This is a genomic window from Streptomyces sp. YGL11-2 (assembly GCF_050054615.1).
Taxonomy (GTDB): domain Bacteria; phylum Actinomycetota; class Actinomycetes; order Streptomycetales; family Streptomycetaceae; genus Streptomyces.
On record NZ_JBNHIN010000094.1, the window covers coordinates 1 to 15,870 of the forward strand.

General features: G+C 73.4%; 13 protein-coding genes and 1 pseudogene. 6 read left to right on the forward strand and 8 right to left on the reverse strand.

Features of this window, described 5'->3' with window-relative positions; all coding sequences use genetic code 11:
- A partial coding sequence (locus ACO1BR_RS42320; protein ID WP_426800455.1) for an APC family permease occupies positions 1 to 1,236 on the forward strand: 1,236 nt, incomplete at its 5' end.
- 98 nt (positions 1,237 to 1,334) lie between these two features.
- Positions 1,335 to 2,018 (forward strand): CBS domain-containing protein, encoded by a 684-nt coding sequence (locus tag ACO1BR_RS42325; RefSeq protein ID WP_426800456.1) that lies wholly within the window; start codon positions 1,335 to 1,337, stop codon positions 2,016 to 2,018.
- A gap of 189 nt (positions 2,019 to 2,207) precedes the next feature.
- Here ACO1BR_RS42325 and ACO1BR_RS42330 read toward each other — a convergent pair.
- The 3 genes and pseudogenes from ACO1BR_RS42330 to ACO1BR_RS42340 all read right to left on the reverse strand — a co-directional run.
- Positions 2,208 to 4,607: pseudogene (locus ACO1BR_RS42330) on the reverse strand (glycoside hydrolase family 65 protein); the annotation flags it as partial.
- Positions 4,607 to 5,368, reverse strand: coding sequence for an HAD family hydrolase (locus ACO1BR_RS42335; RefSeq protein WP_426800457.1), 762 nt, complete (start codon positions 5,366 to 5,368; stop codon positions 4,607 to 4,609). The gene ACO1BR_RS42335 and the pseudogene ACO1BR_RS42330, both read right to left, overlap by 1 nt.
- Positions 5,369 to 5,523: 155 nt before the next feature.
- Positions 5,524 to 6,099, reverse strand: a complete 576-nt coding sequence (locus tag ACO1BR_RS42340) for an Rv1733c family protein (protein WP_426800458.1) — start codon at positions 6,097 to 6,099, stop codon at positions 5,524 to 5,526.
- A gap of 180 nt (positions 6,100 to 6,279) precedes the next feature.
- Here ACO1BR_RS42340 and ACO1BR_RS42345 point away from each other — a divergent pair, with 180 nt between their 5' ends.
- Entirely contained in the window at positions 6,280 to 6,987 is a 708-nt protein-coding gene (locus ACO1BR_RS42345) for a response regulator (protein WP_426800459.1), read from the forward strand.
- Here ACO1BR_RS42345 and ACO1BR_RS42350 read toward each other — a convergent pair.
- A complete protein-coding gene (locus ACO1BR_RS42350; RefSeq protein ID WP_426800460.1) occupies positions 6,978 to 8,735 on the reverse strand; it encodes a GAF domain-containing sensor histidine kinase in 1,758 nt (585 codons plus the stop codon). The genes ACO1BR_RS42345 and ACO1BR_RS42350 overlap by 10 nt on opposite strands.
- Before the next feature lie 171 nt (positions 8,736 to 8,906).
- On the opposite strand from ACO1BR_RS42350, the gene ACO1BR_RS42355 reads away from it, so the two are divergent.
- The gene (locus ACO1BR_RS42355; protein WP_426800461.1) at positions 8,907 to 9,773 is read left to right on the forward strand and encodes a universal stress protein; all 867 of its coding nucleotides are present in this window, start codon (positions 8,907 to 8,909) and stop codon (positions 9,771 to 9,773) included.
- Positions 9,774 to 9,797: 24 nt separating this feature from the next.
- Here ACO1BR_RS42355 and ACO1BR_RS42360 read toward each other — a convergent pair whose 3' ends face one another.
- From ACO1BR_RS42360 to ACO1BR_RS42375, 4 genes are all read right to left on the reverse strand, one after another.
- A complete protein-coding gene (locus ACO1BR_RS42360; protein WP_426800462.1) occupies positions 9,798 to 11,159 on the reverse strand; it encodes a nicotinate phosphoribosyltransferase in 1,362 nt (453 codons plus the stop codon).
- A gap of 39 nt (positions 11,160 to 11,198) precedes the next feature.
- Complete coding sequence (locus ACO1BR_RS42365) at positions 11,199 to 11,498, reverse strand: DUF1876 domain-containing protein (RefSeq protein ID WP_426800463.1); 300 nt, start codon at positions 11,496 to 11,498, stop codon at positions 11,199 to 11,201.
- Between the two features lie 115 nt (positions 11,499 to 11,613).
- A complete protein-coding gene (locus ACO1BR_RS42370) occupies positions 11,614 to 12,483 on the reverse strand; it encodes a universal stress protein (RefSeq protein WP_426800464.1) in 870 nt (289 codons plus the stop codon).
- A gap of 652 nt (positions 12,484 to 13,135) precedes the next feature.
- Positions 13,136 to 13,636 carry a ricin-type beta-trefoil lectin domain protein gene (locus tag ACO1BR_RS42375; protein ID WP_426800465.1) on the reverse strand — a complete coding sequence of 167 codons (501 nt, stop codon included), beginning with the start codon at positions 13,634 to 13,636 and terminating at the stop codon, positions 13,136 to 13,138.
- An 852-nt stretch (positions 13,637 to 14,488) separates the two neighbouring features.
- On the opposite strand from ACO1BR_RS42375, the gene tgmA reads away from it, so the two are divergent.
- Positions 14,489 to 14,680 carry a putative ATP-grasp-modified RiPP gene (gene tgmA, locus ACO1BR_RS42380; protein ID WP_189306562.1) on the forward strand — a complete coding sequence of 64 codons (192 nt, stop codon included), beginning with the start codon at positions 14,489 to 14,491 and terminating at the stop codon, positions 14,678 to 14,680.
- A 6-nt stretch (positions 14,681 to 14,686) separates the two neighbouring features.
- Positions 14,687 to 15,616, forward strand: a complete 930-nt coding sequence (gene tgmB / locus ACO1BR_RS42385; protein WP_426800466.1) for an ATP-grasp ribosomal peptide maturase — start codon at positions 14,687 to 14,689, stop codon at positions 15,614 to 15,616.
- Positions 15,617 to 15,870 lie beyond the last annotated feature (254 nt).

Below are 15,870 nucleotides of genomic sequence, written 5' to 3' on the forward strand. Positions count from 1 at the left end.
GCGGGCGGGAGTTACGTCTATCTGCGGGAGGCGTTCCAGTACCGCACCGGGAAGCTGATGCCGTTTCTGTTCGTGTGGACGGCGATGCTGTTCATCCCGCTCGGGATGTCCACGGGCGTCATCGGCTTCGTGCAGTACCTGGGGTACCTGTGGCCGGGCATGAGCCAGGGGCAGGGCGACGCCGTGGGGCTGGCGGTCACGGCGGGGATCGTGGTGCTGCTGTGGCGGCGGGTGGAGCGTATCGCCCGGCTCACCGTCGTGCTGTGGGCGGTGATGATCGCCTCCGTCGTCCTCGTCATCGTCGCCGCGTTCACCCACTTCAGCCCGGCGCTGGCGTTCACCTATCCCGCGCACGCCGTCGAGCTGACGGCAAGTCACTTCTGGATCGGCTTCGCGGGCGGGCTCACCATCGGCATCTACGACTACCTCGGCTACAACACCGCCGCCTATATGGGCGCCGAGATCCGGCAGCCCGGCCGCACCCTCCCGCGCGCCGTCATCTCCTCGATCCTCGGCATCATGGCGATCTACCTGCTGCTGCAGATCGGCACCCTCGGGGTCGTCAACTGGCGGGAGATGCTGGACCCGCACAGCACCGCCGGCTCGTCCGTCGCCTCCGCCGTACTGGAGAAGACCTGGGGGCCGGCCGCGGCCGACGCGGTCACCGTGCTCATCCTCGTCACCGCCGTCACCTCCGTCCTCACCGGGCTGCTGGGCGGGTCGCGGGTCCCCTACGACGCCGCCCGCGACCGGGTGTTCTTCCGGGCGTTCGGGACGCTCCACCCGCGCCACCGCTTCCCCGTCCTGGGGCTGCTGGCGATGGGCGGCGTCATGGCCGCCGGCTTCCTCCTCGGCCGGCACACCGATCTGGCGACGATCATCCAACTGCTCACCACGGTCATGGTGATCGTCCAGTCGCTGGCCCAGGTCGCCACGGTCACCGTGCTGCGCCGCCGGCAGCCGGCGCTGCGCCGCCCGTACCGGATGTGGCTCTACCCGCTGCCGAGCATCGTGGCGCTGGCCGGCTGGCTGGTGATCTACGGGTATGCGGATCGCAACGCTCCGGGCCGGCACCCCATCGAATGGTCGCTGGCCTGGGTCGCGGCGGGGGCGTTGGCGTTCCTGGCGTGGGCCCGCCACGAGCGGGAGTGGCCGTTCGGGCCGAAGCGGATCGCCGAGGAGTATCTGCACGGGGCGGACCCGGACGCGGAAGCCGTGCCGGCGGCGGAGGGGTGAGCCGGGCGGCCCGCTGAGGGGGCCGGACGGCCCTGGCCGCCGGGGGAGCGGGAGTTCACGCTGAAGATGCCATGCGCGGGTCCGTATGAGGAGGCGTCATGCAGCAGAGCCCGCACCTCGTCGGTGATGTCATGACCCGGACCGTGGCCGCGGTCGGCCAGGAGGCGACGTTCAAGGAGATCGTCGGGACCATGGCGCGGTGGAAGGTCAGCGCGCTGCCCGTGCTGGCCGGGGAGGGGCGGGTGATCGGGGTGGTCTCGGAGGCCGATCTGCTGCCCAAGGAGGAGTTCCGCGAGGCCGATCCGGACCGGCTGGAGCAGTTGCGGCGGCTGGCGGACCTGCGCAAGGCCGGGGCGCTGACCGCCGGGGAGCTGATGAGCGCGCCCGCCGTCACGGTGCATGCCGACGCCACGCTCGCCCAGGCGGCGCGCGCGATGGCCCGCCGGTCCGTCAAGCGGCTGCCGGTCGTGGACGCGGCGGGGATGCTCCAGGGGATCGTCAGCCGGGCCGATCTGCTCAAGGTGTTCCTCCGGTCCGACGACGAACTCGCCGCGGAGATCCGGCGCGACATCGTCGGGCACCTCTTCGCCGTCTCCCACGGCGATCTGCGGGTGACCGTCTCCGACGGGGTGGTGACGCTCAGCGGGCGGGTGCGGGACACCTCGCTGATCCCGGTGGCGGCGCGGCTGGTGCGTGCGGTGGAGGGCGTGGTGGACGTGGCGTTCGACGTCACGGGGCCGACGCCGCTGCGGACGGCCCCGGGGGTGGGGTGCGACCGGTGACGGCAAGGCCGGCCCCGGGGCCGGCCGGTGCGCCGCCGTCCCCGCCGACGGCCCTCAGCCGCCGGGGAGTTCCAGCCGCCGGACCGTTCCCGGCGGGACGGTGAACGGGCGGCCGCGGAGCCGGACCTGCACCGCGGCGTGCTCCGAGTCCGGGACGGCGATCGTGACGCGGTCCGCGCGGATCCGCAGGTCGNGGAGTTCCAGCCGCCGGACCGTTCCCGGCGGGACGGTGAACGGGCGGCCGCGGAGCCGGACCTGCACCGCGGCGTGCTCCGAGTCCGGGACGGCGATCGTGACGCGGTCCGCGCGGATCCGCAGGTCGATGTCGCGGTGGCGGCGGTAGCGGATGCGGACCCCGAACTTGGAGAGCTGGGGGAGCGGCGCCGGGTCCAGCCACAGGGCGCGGTCGCGGGTCTCCAGGCCGGTCATCCCGCGCTGCACGAAATCCAGCGTGCCGGCCATCGCGCCCAGGTGGATGCCCTCCGCGGTGGTGCCGCCCTGGACGTCGGCGACATCGCCGGTCAGCGCCTCCTCGCAGTACGTCCAGGCGTCCGCGCGGCGTACCCGGGCCAGTACCCAGGCGTGGACCAGGGCGCTCAGCGTCGAGCCGTGGCTGGTGCGGTGGAGGTAGTGGTCGACGGTGGCGCGCCAGATGTCGTCGTCGAGCCGGTAGCCGAGCTGCCCGAAGACGCCGGAGAGCTCCGCCGGGGAGAAGAGGTAGCCCAGCATCAGCACGTCGGCCTGTTTGGACGCCTGGTAGCGGTTGACGGTGTCGCCCTCCGCCTCCAGGATCCGGTCCAGCCGCCGGATGTCGCCGTAGCGCTCGCGGTAGCCGGCCCAGTCGAGTTCGGCCAGCTGCCCGTAGCCGGCGAACTGGCTGATGAGGCCGCGGTGGTAGGGCACGTGGAGCCGGTGCGCGATGTCGTCCCAGCGCTGCCGTTCGTCGGGGGCGAGCGCCAGCCGCTCGAAGAGCTGCCGCCGGCGGGCCTCGGGCAGGGTGCGACACAGGTCGAGCGCCCGGGTCAGCACCCAGGCCGCGGTGACGTTGGTGTACGCGTTGTCGTCCAGGCCCGGCCGGTCGGCGCCGGGATAGCCGTCGTGGTACTCGTCGGGGCCGACCACGCCGCGGATGCGGTAGCGGCCCAGTGCCGGGTCCCAGACCGACTTCGCCGCCCAGAAGCGGGCGATCTCCAGCAGCATCTCCGCGCCCTTGGTGTGCAGGAACTTGGTGTCGCCGCTGGCCTGCCAGTACTGCCACACGTTGTACGCGATCGCCGAGCCGACATGGTGCTGGAGCCGGGAGTGGTCCGGCAGCCAGCGGCCCGAGCGCGGGTTGAGGTGCAGCCGCTGGGTCTCCTCACGGCCGTCGCTGCCGCTCTGCCACGGGTACATCGCCCCCGCCAGCCCCGCCGCGCGGGCCGCCGCGCGGGCGGCCGGCAGCCGCCGGTGGCGGTAGTTGAGCAGCGCCCGGGAGACCTCCGGGAAGTGCAGGTTCAGGAACGGCAGCACGAACAGCTCGTCCCAGAAGACGTGCCCGCGGTACGCCTCGCCGTGCAGACCACGGGCGGGTACCCCGGCGTCCAGCCGGGCGGTGTGCGGGGAGAGGGTCTGCAGGACGTGGAAGAGGTGCAGCCGCAGGATCCGGCCCGCCTCCTCGGGGACGTCCAGGCGCGCCTGCTGCCACAGCCGGTCCCAGGCGCGGTGGTGCGAGGCCAGCAGCCGGGGCACGGCGGGGGCGTCCCGTACGGCGCCGAGGGCGGCGGCGAGCGGATCGGTGACACCGCGGTCGCGGGAGGTGTGCAGCGCCACCGTCTTGTCGACGGTCGCGGTGGCGCCGGGGCGGAGCGGGACGGTCAGGATCCGGTGGGCACACCGGGGGGTGAGGTCGGCGTGGCAGGCGCGGGGGCGCGGTGCGGTCCGGACACGGGCGGCCAGCGCGATCCGGATGCCGGAGGTGCGGGTGCGGCAGTGCAGCCGGAGCGTGTCGTCGTCCTCGATGCCGGTGTCCCAGCCGGTCAGGTGGGTGTCGGCCAGCTCGCGGTAGCGGTCCACGCCGGAGTTGCGGACATCGCCGTCGAGACCGGCCGCCACCTCCACGGCGCCGGACCAGCCCTCGGCGGTGAACGTCAGGCGCTGCGCGGCGAGTTGGGGATCGGCCATGTGCACCAGGCGGCGCTCGGTCACGGTCAGCCGCCGCCCGGCGCCGTCCTCGTAGACCGACCGCAGCGTGAGGGTGCCGCGGCGCAGGTCGAGCGTGCGGCGGTGGCCGGTCAGCTGAGGGTGGTCGGGGGAGAGCCAGGGGCCGGGATCGGGGGTGTCCGCCGGGCGGATGCGGTAGCGCAGCGGCAGCCAGTTGGGGAGGTTGACCAGGTCCTCGTTCTCGACCGGGCGGCCGGCGACGGTGGAGGTGAGGCGGTTGTAGCAGCCCGCCGCGTAGGTGCCCGGGTAGTGCGCGGGGCCGGCGGGCTCCTCGGAGGCGGCGCCGCGGGTGGCGAAACGGCCGTTGCCGAGCGTGCACAGGGCTTCGCGCAGCCGCTCGGCCCCGGGGTCGTACCCCTCGTACGACCAGGTCCAGGCATCGGCCCGCATCAGCCGGTCCCGGGCATCAGCAGCTCGCCGGGGTCGCTGACGACGACATCGGCGCCGCGCCGGCGCAGCTGACCGGCGCGGTACCGGCCGCCCGTCCGGTCGACGCCGACGATGAGGCCGAAACCGCCGCGCCGGCCCGCCTCGACACCGGCCAGTGCGTCCTCGACCACCGCGGTGTCCGCGGCGGGGACGGCCAGGCGCCGGGCGGCCTCCAGGAAGAGCGCGGGGTCCGGTTTGCCCGGCAGGCCCAGCCGTGCGGCTTCGTTGCCGTCGACCACGGCCCCGAACGCGTCCAGCAGCCGCGCGCGGGAGAGCAGCTCGGTGGCGTGGCGGGACGCGGAGACGGCGGCACACGGCACCCGCTCGCCGCGCAGCGCCGCCAGCAGCCGTACGGTGCCGGGCCAGGCGGTGACGCCCCGGGCGTCCAGCAGCGCGGTGAACAGGGCGTCCTTGCGGGCCGCGACCGCCCGGACGGTGCCGGTGCCGGGCGGGTCGTCGGGGGAGCCGAGCGGCAGCGCCAGGCCGCGGGAGGCCAGGAACGCGGCGGCGCCGTCCTCGCGGGATCTGCCGTCGACATAGCGGAGGTAGTCGGCCGCCGGGTCGAACGGGCGCTGCCCGCCCGCGGCGGCCAGGCACGCGTCGAACGCGTTCTGCCAGGCCGCGGCGTGCAACCGGGCGGAGTCGGTGATCACTCCGTCGGTGTCGAGGACCACGGCCCGCAGCGAGCGCAGACACGCGGCCAGGGGCGACGCGGCGGCCATGAGCCGATCCCTTCAAGGACGGACACGGAAAGACGGGACAGACGCGAACGTATACGGACAGATGACCTGGATGGCGACGGACGGGACGGTGGTCTCTCCATGGCACCACGACATCTGCCGGCCCGGTATCCGACACGGGGTGCCGACCCGGCTCCTCACGGCGACGGGTGTCCGAGATGCCCGTCCACCGCCGCCCACTCCCGTTCCCACCGGTCCAGGCAGCGGCGATCGAGGAGCGCGGCACCGCACCGCTCCGCGCCGGCCAGCAGCAGGGCGGTGCCGCATCCGGCAGCCGTGCCGGCGGCGATGCTCCCGGCCACCGCGTCGCCGGGGGTGACCGGATCGCGCAGCAGCGCGCCGTGCCCGTCGAGCCAGGCGGTGGTGCGGTCCCCGGCGTGGAGCGCCGGCGGCACCGCCGTCTCTCCGGTGCGCGTCGTCCCGTCGGGCAGCGTCCACCGCACCGTGGTGTGCACCGGGCCGCCGGCCCCCTCCGCGGGGTTGGTGCCGATACGGACCGGCGGGTCCTGGACCAGGACGGCCGGGACGCCGTGCCGGGTGGCGACCTGGTGGGCGGCCGCGGTGGCGACCGCGTCCGCGGCGGTCCAGCCGGCGGCCGGGGCGGCGACCGCGATCAGGACGCCGGTGGCCGGCAGCAGCAGGGAGCGGATCACGTCCGCACGGCGCCGGAGCGGGTTGTGCCGCCAAGGCGGGAGACATGCCGGGAGACGCATCGCGGGCCCCCTTCCACGCGCGGGCCTACGTCCCGACTGTCGCACACCGCGGCGGCGGGGGAGAGGGGCCGAACGGGCCGGCTCCCGTGGGACGGGTGCCCGTTCGGCCCTGGCGGGCCCACGGGGGCGGGCCCACGATGAAAGGTACGGCGGGGCTCCGTACGGCAGCGTGGAGGAACGATGAGCGAGGCGGGCGTCTTCTCGCCGCAGCGGCCGATCAGGGTGTTCCTGGTCGACGACCACGAAGTGGTGCGGCGCGGTGTGCAGGACCTGCTCGACGCGGAGCCCGACATCGAGGTGATCGGCGACGCGGGCACCGCGGGGCACGCGCTGGCCCGCGGCCCGGCGCTGCGGCCCGATGTCGCGGTACTCGACGTACGGCTTCCGGACGGTGACGGGATCACCGTCTGCCGGGAGTTGCGGGCGCGGCTGCCGGAGCTGGCGTGCCTGATGCTCACCTCGTTCGACGACGACGACGCGCTGCTCGACGCGATCATGGCGGGGGCGGCCGGCTATGTGCTCAAGGAGATCAAGGGGGCGGACCTGGTCGCCGCGGTGCGCACCGTCGCGTCCGGCCGCTCGATGCTCGACCCGGCGACCACGGCGCGGCTGATGCACAGCCTGCGGGGCGAGGGCGCCGACGCCGGGCCGGAGGCGGACGCGCTGGCCGGCCTGTCGCCGCGGGAGCGGGAGATCCTCGTCCTGGTCGGCGATGGATTGACGAACCGTCAGATCGGGCAGCGGCTCTACCTCTCCGAGAAGACCGTCAAGAACCACATCTCGCGGCTGCTCGCCAAGCTCGGCGTCGCCCGCCGGATCCAGGCCGCCGTGCTGGCCACCCGCGCGACCCCGCCCGCCGACAGCGACACCCGGCCGCGCTACCTCTGACCCGCTCCTTCCGACCACGGCCCGGCCGCTCGCCCCGTGGGCAGCGGAACCCGCCACACCACCCGGGTCCCACCGGCCGCCGGCGTCTCCACCACCAGCTCTCCGCCCACGCTCTCGGCCCGCTTGGCGAGGTTCGCGAGCCCGCTGCGCCGGCCGCCCCGGGGCATGCCCACGCCGTTGTCGGTGACCGACAGGGTCAGCGTGCCGCCGCGCACGGTCAGCGAGACGCCCACCGAGGTCGCCCGGGCGTGCCGCGCGGCGTTGCTCAGCGCCTCGCCGAGCACCGCCGGCACATGGTCGGCGACCTCCGGCGGCACATCGGTATCGATCAGGCCCTCCATGTGGAGCGCGGGGGTGAAGCCCAGTGGGCGGGCGGCCTGTTCCACGGCGGTGACCGTGCGCACCCGCAGCCCGTGGCCCGCCCGGCCCGTCTCGCGGGCGCGCAGCCCGAAGATGGTGGAACGGATGATCTTGATCGTCTCGTCCAGGTCGTCCACCGCGCGCAGCAGCCGGGCGCCGGCCTCCGGATGGTCCACGAACCGCACCACGCTCTGCAGCGTCATCCCCGTGGCGAACAGCCGCTGGATGGCCAGATCGTGCAGATCGCGGGCGATCCGGTCGCGGTCCCCCAGCAGCGCCAACTGCTCGGCGGCGGCCCGCTGTTCGGACAGCTCCATCGCCAGCGCCGCCTGCCCGGCGAACGTCAGCAGCGGCGCCGTCTCCGGCTCGGTGAACGGGGCACCGCCGCGCAGCCGGGCCAGCATCAGCACACCCCGCACCCGCTCCCCGGTGATCATCGGTACCGCGACCGCGGGCCCCAGACCGGCCCAGCGCGGCGGACCCGCCGTGATTCTCGGGTCGTGCTCGATGTCCAGGCTGATCAGCGGCTTGCCGGCGGCGAACGCGGTCCCGGCGAACGAGCCCTCCAGGGGCAGCACCAGCCCCCGGTGGTCATCGGAATCGACGCCGGACGCCAGCACCATCCGCAGTTCACCGGGCGCGTCCGGCAGCGCCAGGACACCGAGGTCGGCGTCGAGGATCCGCAGCGCATGGCCGACGATCAGGTGCAGCACATGCATCTCGTCCGCTCCCGGCATCAGGCTCGCCACGATCTCGCCGTTCGCCTCCAGCAGCCGCTGGCGGTACCGGGCCTCCTCGTAGAGCCGGGCGTTCTCGATGGCCACCCCCGCCGCCACCGCGAACGCCGACAGCACCGTCTCGTCCTCGGGACCGAACGGGCCGCCGCCCCGCTTCTCGGTCAGGTAGAGATTGCCGAACACCTCGTCGCCGACCCGGATCGGCACCCCCAGGAAGCTGTGCATCGCGGGGTGGTGCGGCGGGAACCCGTACGACGCGGGGTGCGCGGAGATCTCCGCCAGCCGCAGCGGCCTGGGGTGCCGGATCAGCTCGCCGAGAATGCCGTGCCCGGCCGGCAACCGGCCGATGGCGCGCTCCTGTTCGGCACCGACCCCCACCGGCAGGAACTGCGAGAGCCGGGTGCCCTCCCCGACCACGCCCAGCGCGCCGTACTCGGCGTCCACGACCAGCATCGCCGCCTCGACGATCCGGCGCAGCACCTGCGAGAGGTCCAGCCCCCGGCCCACCGACAGCACGGCCTCCAGCAACAGGTGCACCGACTCACCGCTGCCGCGGTGCACCGCGTCCAGCTGCGCCTGGAGGTCCTCCGGCAGGGCCGCCAGCCGTCGCCGCGCCGCACCGCTCCGGTCGTTCTCCCGCTCGCCCACCATGCCTCCGCCGTGGTCCGCACCACGTGGCCGAGACCACAGCTCCACGGTAGCCGCCGACCGGCACCGGGGGCGCAACGAGAGCCGAGCGGCCCTCCTCCCGGGCGCCCCGCCGTGCGAAGGTGGCAGCAGGAGCACACCGCGGCGGACGAGCGACAGAAGGCGGTGGGGACCATGGAGCTCCCGCTGGTCGTAGGGGTGGACGGATCGGAATCCGGACTGCGGGCACTGGACTGGGCGGTGGACGAGGCGGCACTCCACGGGCTGCCGCTGCGCCTGGTGTACGCCTCCCAGTGGGAGCGCTACGAAGGCGTGGCCCCCGCCGAGGGCGCCCCCGCCGAGCAGCTCATCGCCGACGGCATCGTCGGATCGGCCGCCGACCGCGCGGGCCGCCGCAACCCCGCCGTCGAGGTCAGCGTCCAGGTGCTGGCCGACGACCCGGTCACCGCCCTGCTGCGCGAGGCCCCCTACGCCACGGCCGTCGTCCTCGGCTCCAAAGGGCGCGGCGAGTTCGTCGATCTGCTGCTGGGATCGGTCAGCCTCTCGGTGGCCGCCCGCGCCACGCACCCCGTCGTCGTGGTCCGCGGCGACAAGGCCGGGCTGGCGGGCACCCACGACCGCGTCCTGCTCGGCGTCGGCGACACCGCCAGGGGATCCCCGGCCGTCCGGTTCGCCTTCCGCGAGGCGGAGGCCCGCGGCTGCGCCCTGGACGCGGTCCGCGCCTGGCGCTGCCCCGCGTACGAGACCGCCGACCGCGCGGAGCGCCCGGCCGGACCGGAGCACCACTACGAGCAGCAGGCATCCGCGCTGGTCGACGAGGCGCTGGAGCCGGAGGCCGGCGACCACCCGTCGGTGCGGCTGCGCCGCACCACCGTCGAGGGCCCGGCGCACAAGGTGCTGGTCCGCCGCTCGGCCGCCGCCGACCTGCTGGTCGTGGGGGCCCGGCACCGGCACGGCCACTTCGGGCTCCAGCTCGGCCGGGTGGGGCACGCCGCGCTGCACCACGCCGCCTGCCCGGTGGCGGTGGTCCCGCACGGCTGAGGCCGGCCCGGTCGCCGCGGGGGGTCAGGCGTAGTGCCCGTACGGCGCCAGCACCGCCCGCTCGATCCGCCGCCGGACGTCCTCGGCCAGGGCGGCCAGCGGCGCCGACACCGAGGCCGCCGCCGGCACCGGCGACCGGATGGCGCGGGCCGCCGCCGGCAGATCAGCGACATCCGCCGCCAGCCGCTGCCGGGCGTCCGCCAGCGGCGTACGCGGCGCACAGCGCACCCCGTCGCGCATCAGCGTCTCCAGCAGCGGCACCGTCCCCGCGGGCGGCAGCTCGTCGGCCAGCCCGATCACATCGCGGCAGCCGCGCCCCCGGAACACCTGCTTGCGGCCCGGGGCGGTCACCTTCGACGAGGACAGCTTCATCACCGGCCGCCCGTCGTAGGCGACGAGCTTGTACGCCGAATCCACGAAGGGAGCGTCGGCGCTGACCCCGACCCGGGTGCCCACCGCGTACACGTCGATCGGCGCCCCCGCGCTCACCAGGTCGTGCACCGCGAACTCGTCCAGCCCGCCGCTCGCCACGATCCGCACCTGAGGCAGCTCCGCCCGGTCCAGCATCGCCCGCGCCCGCACCGCCAGCGCCCCCAGATCGCCGCTGTCCAGCCGGATCGCCGCTCCCTCGGCGCGGTCCAGGGCGTGCAGCACCCGGGCCGCCGCCGCCACCCCGGACTCGGTGTCGTAGGTGTCCACCAGGAACGTCACCGGTCCGGGGTGGGTGCGCGCGAACGCGGTGAACGCCGTCTCCTCGTCCTCGAACGCCTCGACGAACGAGTGCGCCATGGTGCCGACCGCCGGCAGCCGCTCGGCGTACGCCGCCGCCACGTTGCTGGTCCCCGCGAAACCGGCCATCGCCGACAGCCGGGCAGCCTGGTACCCCGCCTGTGCCCCGTGCGTCCGCCGCAGCGAGAAATCCACCACGGCCCGCCCCCGCGCGGCCAGGACGCAGCGCGCGCACTTGGTGGCGACGGCCGTCTGGTGGCTGATCTGGTTCAGTACGAAGGTCTCGACCAGCTGCGCCTGCGGCAGCGGCGCGGTGACCTCCAGCAGCGGCTCACCGGCCAGCACCACCCGGCCCTCGGGCACCGCCCGCACCTCGCCCCGGAAGCGCAGGCCGAGCAGCGGCACCAGCTCCCCGACCGGCCGCCGCAGCGCCTCGGCGAACACCTCGATGTCCTCCGGCCCGATCCGGAACCGCGTCAGGAAGTCGAGCACCGACTCCACCCCCGCGGCGATCAGGAACCCCCGGTCGGGGGGCAGCTCACGGACGAAGCAGCTGAACGTGGCCGGCTGCTCCATCCGCTCCCGCAGATACGAGAGCGCCATGGTCACTTCGTACAGGTCGGTCGTCGTCACACCGGCCGTCGTCACATCCGGCACGGCCGACTCCTTCCCCGGCCGGGGCCGCTCCCGCGGGCCCTAGGCCAGCTCGCTCGTCCAGCCGTAGGCGGTGCGCCGCTCGTGCCCCGGCGGCGCCGCGCCGACGCCCGCCAGATCGTGGTCCGCCAGCCGGATCAGCTGCCCGGCGAGGTCCTTCATCGCCCGCCCGGCCGCCAGTTCGTCCCCGATCACCGGTACGTCCTGGTCCTCGGGATTGCACCGGGCCCGGCCGTGCCCGGTCAGCGACTGGGTTCCGGTGTCCAGCTCCACCCGCGCGCTGGTCGTCCCGTCCTCCTCGGTGAGAAAGAGCCGGACGGGCCACTCGGCGGTCTTTGCCATGACACACCTCCGCGGTGTCCTGCGGGCCGCGCCGTCCGACCGGCCCGTACCCCCATTGTCGGAGCAACCCGCTGAAGACGGCGCGCGCACGCCCGCCGGGGCACCGCGGACCGGCTCACTCGTGCGGCACCACCGCCACCGGGCACGGCGCGTGGTGCACCGCCGCCTGGACGATGTGGCCGATCCGCGGCGCCGGGAACCGCAGCTTGTGCCGGCGGCCCACGGCCAGCAGCGCCACGCCGGCGGCGTCCCGCAGCAGCGCCGGCGCCGGGCTCTGCATCTCCACCCGGGCGTCCACCGGCACCTCCGGGAACTTCTCCCGCCACGGCCCGAGCGCCGCCTCCAGTTCCCGCCGGGCATCCCGGGCCGCCTGCTCCGCGGCGACCGGCTCCACCCCGCCGCCCCGGTTGTACGCGTACGCGGGCAGATGCCGGCCGTGCACCGCGCGCAGCGTGACGCCCCGGCGGGCGGCGCACTCGAACGCGAACGCCAGCAGTGCCTCGCACGGCTCGTGCAGGCCCAGCCCGACCATCACGGGGGCGTCCGGCGGTTGCGCCCCGGGGCCCTGCGCGGCCCGGACGAGCACCGTGGGCGTGTCGGTGTGCGCCACCACCTGGAGCCCGACCTCGCCCAGTACGTAACGGGCCATCGTGCCCACGTCCCGGGAGCCCAGCACCAGCAGGTCGGACCGGTCGGCGGCGTCCTTGAGGGCCGCCAGGGGGTCCTCGGGGACCAGGGCCTCGTCCACCGGCAGGTCCGGATGGCGGGCCCGGACCGCCTCGTGGGCGTCGCGCACCATCCGGTGCGCCCAGTAGTTCTGGTCCGCCTCCCCGGCCGGCCCGGGCACCGGCTCCGGGGCGAGCAGCACCCAGGCGTGCAGCAACCGCAGCCGCGCCCGCCGCAGCTCGGCCTCCCGCGCCGCCCAGAGGACGGCGGCCGATGCCTCGGGCGTCCCGTCCACTCCGACGGTGACGACGTCCTTCATGACCTCACCTCGCTCCGTTCTCGCTCGCGGGCGAACGCATCGCGCCACTCCTCAAGTGTCCGCCGGATCGCTGATCGGGGCGGCAGGATGAGGCCGGTGAGCGGGCGCGGCACCGTGGCGGCCAGCCTGGTCGGCTGCCGGTGAGCGGGGCGGAGGCGCCGGTCGGCAGGGTTCGGGAGGGGCGTAGGTGCGGGTCACGGGGGAGGGGGCGGAGCGGCTGGGTGAGATTTCTGCACGGATTGCAGAGGGCGGTCCGTGCCATGAGGGTCCCCCGATCGCAAACATGCAGGTCGAACGCTAGGACCCCTGCTCACGCGGCAGAGGCCCTTCTGCTTGCTCGTAACGGCTTGGCCTGGTGCTGACCCGTCAGCACAATTCGGCGCCCCAGCCAACCTCTGCCGCGCTGAATTCGCGCCGGTTCGGGTTCACCACCCCATCGCCGAGACCGAAGGATCGCCTATTACCGCTGGCCCGATCGCCCTGAGCGACTCAGTGTGCACCTTCACCCCCGCCTACGGCCAGGGCATGACCGTCGCCGGCCGTTCGGGCCACCCCGTTGCCCGGCCCTCCCGGTCACCGCTGCCGCATGCTGACGGCGGAGGTTGGCGAGGACGGGAACGAGGTGGCCCGGCGACCGAAGTCGGCGTGCTGCTCAGCCGATCAGAGGAATCCAGCGCTGGGCATCGCCCCCACTGCACGGCATGAGAGCCACGCTGTTGTACTCGCCTTCGTCGGCGATGCAGCCCCGGGCGAACTTACGGCTGATCAGTGCCGAGCCCTCGTCACGGTTCGCATAGTCCCAATACTGGGCCTGCACGGCGGAGTTGCAGTTCTCCAGGGCCACCTGCTGTCCTATGCCCTTGGCTGTCACACATCGGCCGGCGTGGTGGGCGCTCTCCAGCTGGTACCCCTGGAATCGTCCGGCTCTCAGGTAGAAGTCCTGCGTTCCGGAGGCATCTGCGGACCAAGCCTTGACGGTGTCGTTGCCGAAGGCGTCGAGGTTCCGGTCACTCTCGACGTTCTGGAATGTGTAGCGTACGTCCGGCCGGAACGTCGAGGGAGACGCCGCCCAGGCGCTGCCGGTGGTCAGCAGCGCTGCGCTCACCAGGGCCGATGCGGACAGAGCAACGGCGATGACCTTGCGACTTGCCACGATCTCCTCCTGATCTCGTGACGTCTGAACGTCACCGAGCGATGGGATCTGCATGTTCCCGAGGCACGTGCCTCGCCCTGGAATCTACGGTCGGACATCGCCTGCCGAAAGGTGTGTTCAGGACGGCACATACCGCTGGATGTTGGGATTTCAATGGATTTGCATTCCCGTAGAGGGCGGTAGCCGGCAAGCGACAATCGAGACCTGTTCGTCTCTGTCCGTAAAGCGCACGGGCCGGTTCGGCCGAAACCCTGAAATTTTCGGCCATTACCCGGATGTCAATAGTCGGGCGGCTTTGCGCGCCGATAGGGGGCGGGGTGGCCGCAGCCCAGTGAATCCCGGGTCCACCTCACGGGTGCGAGGGGTCCCCTTCCGCCTTCAGGCCACTTCTGCGGTTGTCTCCGGCTGTCTCCGCGGCGCGATCCGGTAACGACGGCTGTGGCCGGATTCGCTCATACGACCCGGAACCACGATCTTCTTCTCCAGCAGGGACCGACCGGTGAGACAGGACCACGGTGCAGCGCGGCTTCTCCACGGTGGTCAAGGGCCGTCGACGACGGCGACGGGCGAGTGGGCCGGTGCGGCGGCCGGAACGCGCCTCGCACCCTCGCGGACGGTCGCGTCTCTGCGGGTGGTGGGGCATGCGCAGCGTAGTGCTGCCCTCACCCTGGGGCGGTATGCATCGGTCCGTCGATACGTTCCGGTGCCAGTGCCGTCAAGTGGATCGCGGGAAACCGGCAAAGGTGGCAACTAATGACTGAATAGTTGCGTCACATGTGCAGAGTTGTTCGACCAATTGACCGTCCCTGACTATGTCCTGGGGCTGGAACACGGGGTTTTGAAGGAGAAGGTATGCGACCGTTTGCGTTGAGCTACGCCCGTCCGGCGGTGAAGCCGGAGGCCACCACTCCGTACACCTACGACGCCACGCGGCAACTCAACGTCCTGCCCGACGGGAGCCCGGCCACCAGCAGTCGATTGGTCCTGCTGGCCACCAGCGCCACTGCCTCCACCGCCGGTTCCAAGACCCACTTCGACGACTGAACGTCGATGACCGTTCTGGTCCTCACCTGTGAGGAAGACCTGACCGCGGACATGGTCGTCGCGCACCTGAACGATCTCGGTGTCCCTCTCGTCCGGCTCGATCCCGCCGATCTGCCCGGCAGGATCGACCTTTCGGCGGAATACGCCGGCAAGGGCTTCCACGGGTACCTCAAGACGGACGAACGCATGGTGGGCCTGAGCGGCCTGCGTTCGGTGTGGGTCCGCCGGCCCGGTACGCCGGGCAGTCGCGCGGCGGAACAGTCGATCTGGCTCACCGAGGAGTCCGAGCAGGCGCTCTACGGCATGCTCACCGCCACCCGGGCTCGCTGGATGAACCACCCCGCGGCGGCCGTACAGGCCCGATACAAGCCCTGGCAGCTCCATACCGCCCAGCAGAGCGGCTTCGCCGTGCCCGCCACGCTGATCACCTCGTTCCCCGCGGTGGCGCGTCAGTTCGCCGCCACGTACCGGGATCTCGTGGTCAAGTCGGTCTCCGGGAAGCACCCGGGCGACCCTCCGATGGTGCTGCCCACCACCCGCATCGGCCTCGACGCGGACTTCACCGCTGTCGCGGCCGGCCCGACCCTGCTCCAGCAGCACGTCCGCAAACAGGCCGACATCCGGTTGACCTGTGTCGACGGTCGCCTCTTCGCCGCCCGTAAGGAGGCCGACCCCGACGAGGTGGACAGTCGCTTCACGAAGAACGGCTCCTGGAAGCCGGCCGAGGTCCCCGCCCTCGTCCGTCGGTCGGTGGCCGCCTATATGAGTGCCGCCCAACTCGCCTACGGAGCATTCGACTTCGCCGAGGACGGCAGCGGGACCTGGTGGTTCCTCGAATGCAACCAGGGTGGCCAGTTCGGTTTCATCCAGCTCGACACCGACCAGCCCATCACGCAGGCCATCGCCGCCTGGCTGGCGGCGGCTCCCCTCGCCTGACCCGGCCTTGGTGCCCCACACGCACGTCACGGGCGGTCCGGCCGTGGTCGTGGCCGAGGTGACGCCGGCGGTGGTCGCGGGTCCGGCGGTCATCAGGTACCGCATGTACCGCAGAAGACCGTGTCTCCCATGGCGACATGGGCTGGCTTCCGGCCCGGTCCTCCGTTCTCGCGCCTATCGTCGGATCTCAGGGCACGGCCTGCTCTGCGTCTCTCAGGTCACCGCCTGCTCGGCCCAGATGACCTTGCCCCGGG